At 57.4% G+C, this 7,122-nt stretch carries 5 protein-coding genes; 2 read left to right on the plus strand and 3 right to left on the minus strand.

Translation table 11 applies throughout. The annotated features are described in order from the left end of the window. Positions 1-24: 24 nt before the first annotated feature. The 3 genes from A1830_RS17320 to rbsK are packed head-to-tail and all read right to left on the minus strand — an operon-like array spanning position 25 to position 3,306. A complete protein-coding gene (locus A1830_RS17320) occupies positions 25-1,056 on the minus strand; it encodes an aldose 1-epimerase family protein (RefSeq protein ID WP_067709166.1) in 1,032 nt (343 codons plus the stop codon). Next, positions 1,053-2,378, minus strand: coding sequence for an L-fucose:H+ symporter permease (gene fucP, locus A1830_RS17325; RefSeq protein ID WP_067709169.1), 1,326 nt, complete (start codon positions 2,376-2,378; stop codon positions 1,053-1,055). The genes A1830_RS17320 and fucP overlap by 4 nt, the downstream gene beginning before the upstream one ends. Positions 2,379-2,391: 13 nt before the next feature. Beyond that, complete coding sequence (gene rbsK, locus A1830_RS17330) at positions 2,392-3,306, minus strand: ribokinase (protein WP_067709171.1); 915 nt, start codon at positions 3,304-3,306, stop codon at positions 2,392-2,394. A 472-nt stretch (positions 3,307-3,778) separates the two neighbouring features. Between rbsK and deoR the strand changes: the two genes are divergently transcribed. Continuing rightward, a complete protein-coding gene (gene deoR, locus A1830_RS17335; RefSeq protein WP_067709174.1) occupies positions 3,779-4,552 on the plus strand; it encodes a DNA-binding transcriptional repressor DeoR in 774 nt (257 codons plus the stop codon). Positions 4,553-4,660: 108 nt separating this feature from the next. Then, a complete protein-coding gene (gene ettA / locus A1830_RS17340; protein ID WP_073981043.1) occupies positions 4,661-6,328 on the plus strand; it encodes an energy-dependent translational throttle protein EttA in 1,668 nt (555 codons plus the stop codon). Positions 6,329-7,122 lie beyond the last annotated feature (794 nt).

Here is a 7,122-nt window from a genome sequence, read left to right on the forward strand (position 1 = left end):
ACGAGACGTGAAGCGCGCGCAGACTTATCGCGGGGGTGCCGTCTCCATCATGCCGGTGTCCACCCTGAAGTCCCGCTGTTCGCCGGGTGCCAGTAGAATAAGCGTATCCGCCTGCTTCGCGGCCAGAAACCCCTCGGGACGACAGGTGGCGGGAAGCACAAAGGCGGCTACCTGCTGGTCGGCGTTATGCAATATCCAGCGCGTCGCGTGGGGAAACTGCGCGGTAGCAAACCGCGTGCTAAAGCCGTAACCCTGCGGCGATTGCACGCTGAACTCCGCGCTTTCGCCATACTGCGCAAGATTATCGGCAAAGAAGACTATCTCCGGATCGCACATTTCGGGGCGGCTCAGCCCGTCAAATTCCGCAGGCGCGCTCGCCAGCTGTCGCGTGTAGTCCAGCCAGCTGGCCGTCGGGTGAACGTGGCCCGGAATACTGGTTCTCAGTTGAAAAGCCTCCTGCGGAATACTCTGGCGAAAGACGCCGTTATCCACCCACGCATAGTTCATATGACACATATACTGTAACGGCATCGGGTTGCCTGAGAGGTTAGTCACCTTCATCGCTATCTCAAGGCGCGGCTTCCCGGCCAGCAGCGTTACCGCCGGTGCGGCGCGGTAGTGGTGTCCAAACCCTTTGATATATTCCACCTCCCCCCGCAGCGTTAACCGTTCCTCATCCAGCTCCAGCCAGGCGCTGTCCATTCGCGCGCAGGCCATTTCGCCATGCAGGGGATGATCGTCCTCCGGGGCCGGACAGCCGTTGCTCAGCAGGCCGGAATGGAAAGCAAAACAGCCGTAGGTATCAATAATATTGTTACCCGGCAGCGGCTGCGTAAAGCCGCTGCCCATGGTCAGAGAGCGCCCGTCAAACACCGCGTCCCAAATCATCTGACCATAAAACGGCAGCACGATAAGCGATCCCCGGCTGTTTTCCAGCTTCACCGCCTCAATTCCCGAGGGGAAGCGGAACAGCTCAACGGTGAATGCGGGGTTTTCCAACAGCACGCGCGGCGTCGCGGAAAACAGCGCGGGGGTCAGCGGCAAACGTGTGGTCATAACGCCCCCTTAGCCAGATCGCCGCCTGCAACGGGCTGTTTTTTGAAGCGCAACTCACCCCAGAAGTAAAAGCCTACCCAGGCAAAGCACAGCAGCGAGACGCCAAAAGCCAGCTGCATCGATCCCAGCCGATCGGACACCAGCCCCTGTAGCGCGGGCACGAAGGCCGCCCCCACGATAGCCATCACGATAAAGGCACCGGCCACCTCGGTATATTTATTGTCGACCGTCGCCAGCGTACCGGCGTAAATCGTCGCCCAGCAGGGACCAAACAGCACGCTGACAAACACGGCGGCATAAACGGCGGTAAAGTTTGGCACCAGCATCACATAGAGTAGCGTGGCAACGCCCACCACCGAATAGGCGATTAGCACCTTCTCGGCGCGAAAGCGGGTCATCAGAAAATTGGCGACAAACTTGCCGATAAAGAAGCAGATAAAGCTGTAAATCATAAAGTTAGAGGCATGACGTTCATTCGCTGCGCCCAGGTTCAGCGCCAGACGAATGGTAAACGACCACACCGCCACCTGCATGCCGACATAAAGGAACTGGGTAATAATCCCGCGCTTAAAGTGGCGATTGTTCGCCAGATAGCGAAAGGTTTCTCCCAGCGACGGGCGCGCCCTGCCGACGCTTGCCGGTTTACAGTGCGGATAGCGCGTCAGCAGAAACAGCACCATCATTACCACCAGCACCATTACCAGATATTTGTAGGGTGCCAGCGTATGCTCCAGCATCGCCAGGCGGAACTGATGCAGCTGCCCGGCGTCCATGCCCGCCATCTGGCTGTGCAGGCTGTCGCCATCCTGAAAAACCAGATATTTCCCCAGCACAATGCCCATCAGCGCGCCAACGGGATAAAAGGTCTGGCTGACGTTAAGGCGCAGCGTGGCGCGATCGCGATGGCCTATCATTGAGCTGTAGGTGTTGGCTGCCGTCTCCAGAAAGCTCAGCCCGATGGCGATGGCAAAGATGGCCGCCAGGAACATGGTATAGGTCGCCATATGCGAGGCGGGATAAAACAGCACGCAGCCTGCAATATAGAGCGCCAGTCCCAACAGGATGGCAACTTTATAGCTGCTGCTGCGGATCACCAGCGAAGCCGGTATCGCAATCAGGAAATAACCGCCGTAAAAGGCACTCTGCACCAGCGCGCTGGCAAAGTCGCTCAGCGCGAACACGCTTTTGAACTGGGTAATCAAAATATCATTCAGGCTGGCAGCACATCCCCACAGCGGGAACAGGCAGGAGAGCAGAATAAACTGAAACAGCGGCGTTTTATTTAAGTAGCCGTCAGGCTGCTGGACAATGTTCTGGTGCATGGCGAATCCTCAGTTAAGCGGTGAGAAAACGGTGGAAGGCGTCGGCATCAGGGTATGACCGCTGCGTGCCCCGACCGGTTACGCTACAGGCGGCGAAGGCCGATGCAGACTGCATTGCGCGCGGAATATCGCCGTGCTGGATCAGAAAGTGCGCGAAGCAGCCAATAAAGGCGTCACCGGCCCCGCTGGTGTCGACCGCCTGAACGGGCACCGGCGCAACGCGATAAACCTCGTCACCCTGCATCCAGACCGATCCCCGGCTGCCCAGGGTAATGATTAGGTTCTTCAGCCCGCGTCCAAGCAGCATCTGCCCGGCACGCAGCACCTCATCGTCGCTGCTCACCGGCAGACCGGTGAGGATCTCCAGCTCCGTCTCGTTTGGCATAAAAAAATCGCACTGACAGGCGTAGTCAATATCCAGTCCGGCCACGGCGGGTGCCGGGTTAAGGATCACCTGAATACCGTGCTGACGCGCAAAGGTAATGGCGTAGTAAACCGTCGGCAGCGGGATTTCCAGCTGGAGCACCAGCAGGCGGCAGGCCTTAAGTTCCTCTGCGGCGGCGTCAATATCGGCGGGTGTTAGCCGATCGTTGGCACCTTTAATGATCAAAATGCGGTTTTGCGACTGCTCGTCCACAAAGATCGGCGCTACGCCGCTGGAGGTACCGGGTGCGACGGTGACATGCTGCGTATCCACGCCAAACTGCTGTAAATTTCTGATGGTATTCTCAGCAAAAAGATCCTCGCCCACCTTGCTGACCATCATCACTTTCGCCCCCAGCTTTGCGGCGGCAACCGCCTGATTTGCCCCTTTCCCGCCGCAGCCCAGCGCGAAGTCGGGGGCCTCAAGCGTTTCACCGGCCTTTGGCATCGTATTGGTATAGGTAATCAGATCGACCATATTTGAACCGATGACGGCAATATCCATCACATTTCTCCCCTGTAAAGTACGATCATTTAATGTTGTAAAACTAACAATAACAACCGAGATATGTTAAAAATGTGACACCCGTCTCATCGGGAAAATCCGGATAAAACTGAGAATAAGGGCATTGACGTCGTTGAAAAAATGTTATTATTTTAACAATTGATACGTCGATCTGAACAGGCTGACAGGCCCGGGGGCGGGGATCGTACAGCCCACACCGCCCCTGCCGACCAGTATTCGTCTCAAAAAAGCAGATGTCGTCAGTTCGTGAGGTTTGCGGCGCGATCTCATTGAAGGTAATATTGACAGCCTGTCTGCTCTACGCGATGCAAGCCCTTAAATTATGGGAAATTTATCGCGATCTCAGGGGCGCTCTTGTCCTCTTCCACCGATGTCGGCTCCGGCGTGGCAACATTTAAGGTCACATCACGGCGGCGAGGGATATTAACTGATTGATCCAGGAGTGATGAGTATGGAAACCCGGCGTGACGAGCGCATTAACAGGCTGGCGCAGGCGCTAAAGCGGACCGACAAGATCCATCTGAAGGATGCAGCGCAGCTGCTGGGCGTCTCGGAGATGACCGTCCGGCGCGATCTGAGCGAACCTTCCGCCATGGTGGTGCTGCTGGGCGGCTATATCGTCAGCGATCCAAAAAGTCACCAGGGCCACTACTTCGTTTCCGATCAGCAGGCACAAAATGTCGACAAGAAACGGCGTCTCGGACAGCTGGCCGCCGCGCTGATTGAGCCGGGCGATACGGTCTTTTTCGACTGTGGCACCACCATGCCGTGGGTGGTCGACGCCATTGATAACCAGCTGGCCTTTACCGCCATCTGCTGCGCGATGAACACCTTCCTGGCGCTGAAAGAGAAACCGGCCTGCCGGGTGATCCTCAACGGCGGGGAGTTTCACGCTGATAACGCCCTCTTCACGCCGCTTGGCTCGGGTTCGGTGATGGACAGTCTCTGTCCGGGCAAGGCCTTTATCTCCGCCGCCGGTATTGATGATGTTCAGGGCGCCACCTGCTATAACCTGAATGAACTGCCAATGAAGCATCAGGCGTTGCAGCGGGCCAGTCATAAAATCCTGCTGGCGGACAGCAGTAAGTTTGGCAAAGTGCTGCCTGCGCGCATTGGCGAACTCAGCGCGTTCGATACGCTGGTAAGCGACGAAGCGCCGCCCGCGAGGCTGAATCAGCGGCTGGCACAGCTGGGCATCGTGATACTGAATGGCCAGGGGGGATAATCCCCGGCTCCCGGGCTGTGATTACCCCGGGAAACCCGCTAAACTTGCCGTCTGAGCGGGCGGCATACTGCCCCAATTCAAACACAGACACCAAGAGGCTCATCCTACGTGGCTCAATTCGTCTATAGCATGCATCGCGTCGGCAAAGTGGTTCCGCCGAAGCGTCATATTCTTAAAAACATCTCCCTGAGCTTTTTCCCGGGTGCCAAAATTGGCGTGCTCGGTCTGAACGGCGCAGGTAAATCCACCCTGCTGCGCATCATGGCCGGCATTGATACAGATATCGAAGGGGAAGCGCGCCCGCAGCCTGGCCTGAAAATCGGCTATCTGCCACAGGAGCCGCAGCTGAACCTGGAACACAGCGTTCGCGAATCCGTTGAGGAAGCGCTGGCGGAAGTGGTCGGCGCGCTGAAGCGTCTTGATGAGGTTTACGCACTCTACGCTGAAGAAGATGCAGACTTCGATAAGCTGGCTGCCGAGCAGGGTCGCCTGGAAGAGATTATTCAGGCCCATGATGGTCACAACCTGAATACCCAGCTTGAGCGCGCTGCCGATGCGCTGCGCCTGCCGGACTGGGATGCGAAAATCGCTAACCTCTCCGGCGGTGAGCGTCGCCGCGTCGCCCTGTGCCGCCTGCTGCTGGAAAAACCCGATATGCTGCTGCTGGATGAGCCAACAAACCACCTGGATGCTGAATCCGTGGCGTGGCTGGAGCGCTTCCTGCACGACTTTGAAGGCACCGTGGTGGCGATCACCCATGACCGTTACTTCCTTGATAACGTGGCGGGCTGGATCCTTGAGCTGGACCGCGGCGAAGGTATCCCGTGGGAAGGCAACTACTCTTCCTGGCTGGAGCAGAAAGACGCGCGTCTGGCGCAGGAAGCATCAAGCGAAGCGGCTCGTCGCAAGTCGATTGAGAAAGAGCTGGAGTGGGTGCGTCAGGGGGCAAAGGGCCGCCAGTCCAAAGGCAAAGCCCGTCTGGCGCGCTTTGAAGAGCTGAATAACACCGACTATCAGAAGCGTAACGAAACTAACGAACTCTTTATTCCACCGGGCGCGCGCCTGGGCGATAAGGTGGTCGAGGTGAGCAACCTGCGCAAATCGTATGGCGATCGCCTGCTGATCGATGACCTTACCTTTTCAGTGCCGAAGGGGGCCATCGTTGGCATCATCGGTCCCAACGGTGCCGGTAAATCCACCCTGTTCCGCATGATGTCCGGTCAGGAGCAGCCTGACTCCGGCAGCATTGTGCTGGGTGATACCGTGAAGCTGGCTTCGGTCGATCAGTTCCGCGACAGCATGGATAATTCCAAAACCGTGTGGGAAGAAGTGTCCGGCGGTCAGGATATTATGCGTATTGGCACCACGGAAATGCCGAGCCGTGCCTATGTCGGTCGCTTTAACTTTAAAGGCGTGGATCAGGGCAAGCGCGTGGGTGAACTCTCCGGCGGCGAGCGTGGCCGTCTGCACCTGGCGAAGCTGCTGCAGGTTGGCGGCAACATGCTGCTGCTGGATGAACCGACAAACGACCTGGATATCGAAACCCTGCGCGCGCTGGAAAACGCCCTGCTGGAGTTCCCAGGCTGCGCGATGGTCATCTCGCATGACCGCTGGTTCCTGGATCGTATTGCCACGCATATTCTGGATTATCAGGATGAAGGCAATATCGAATTCTTCGAAGGTAACTTTACCGAATACGAAGAGTATAAGAAGCGCACGCTGGGCGCTGACGCGCTGGAGCCAAAGCGCATCAAATACAAGCGTATGAGTAAGTAATAAGCGTACGATCCAGTAAGTGATGATAAGGCGGTGCAAACCGCCTTATCTTTTATAGCGTTTTCCATTCATACACTTCTCCCTGCCAGGCCCTACTCTCTTTCTTAATAAGAACGATGTGCAACTGTTGTGCTGCATCGAAACCCGTTTTTTCGTCACCTATGTCGTTGCGGGGGCCCGGTGCATAGCCCTGCGGAAACCCTTGCCACGCGGACATGCCGCAAGCACGTTCTGGCAATTTTGACGTTTGCTGTTGTTGCGGGGGACCCGGGGCAAAGCCCTGCGGGGACCGTTGTCACGCGGACACGCCGCAAGCACGTTCTGGCAATTTTGACGTTTGCTGTTGTTGCGGGGACCCGGTGCAAAGCCCTGCGGGGACCGTTGTCACGCGGACACGCCGCAAGCACGTCCGTGTGGGCTCGGCTCGCGCATCCCTGCGCTCGACGNGGGGACCGTTGTCACGCGGACACGCCGCAAGCACGTCCGTGTGGGCTCGGCTCGCGCATCCCTGCGCTCGACGGTCCGCTAAGCCAACGCTCCCCGCCTGGCCTCTGGCTTTGTTGTCGCTGCTAAAAAACCCTTCACTCCCCGCTCTGTTCAACTAACTTTCGACAGGTAATCCTATCTCCGACGAAGCGGGTTTGCCTGTACCTTCGCCGGAACTAAAGGCCTACTCTGCGACAAGAAAGCGATGTTAAACCATGGCACTGAAGCAGGTTCTGATATTGCTCAGTGCCAGACTACTTACAGACCACTCCGCAGCCAGAAGGCGGTGTTGCGGAGCAGATTAGCCG

This window comes from Erwinia sp. ErVv1 (assembly GCF_900068895.1).
Lineage (GTDB): Bacteria > Pseudomonadota > Gammaproteobacteria > Enterobacterales > Enterobacteriaceae > Erwinia.

Excerpts from the sequence above, each read along its gene's own strand:
- A1830_RS17320 (WP_067709166.1), bottom strand. The coding sequence starts at position 1,056 with ATGACCACACGTTTGCCGCTGACCCCCGCGCTGTTTTCCGCGACGCCG.
- fucP (WP_067709169.1), bottom strand. The coding sequence starts at position 2,378 with ATGCACCAGAACATTGTCCAGCAGCCTGACGGCTACTTAAATAAAACG.
- rbsK (WP_067709171.1), bottom strand. The coding sequence starts at position 3,306 with ATGGATATTGCCGTCATCGGTTCAAATATGGTCGATCTGATTACCTAT.
- deoR (WP_067709174.1), top strand. The coding sequence starts at position 3,779 with ATGGAAACCCGGCGTGACGAGCGCATTAACAGGCTGGCGCAGGCGCTA.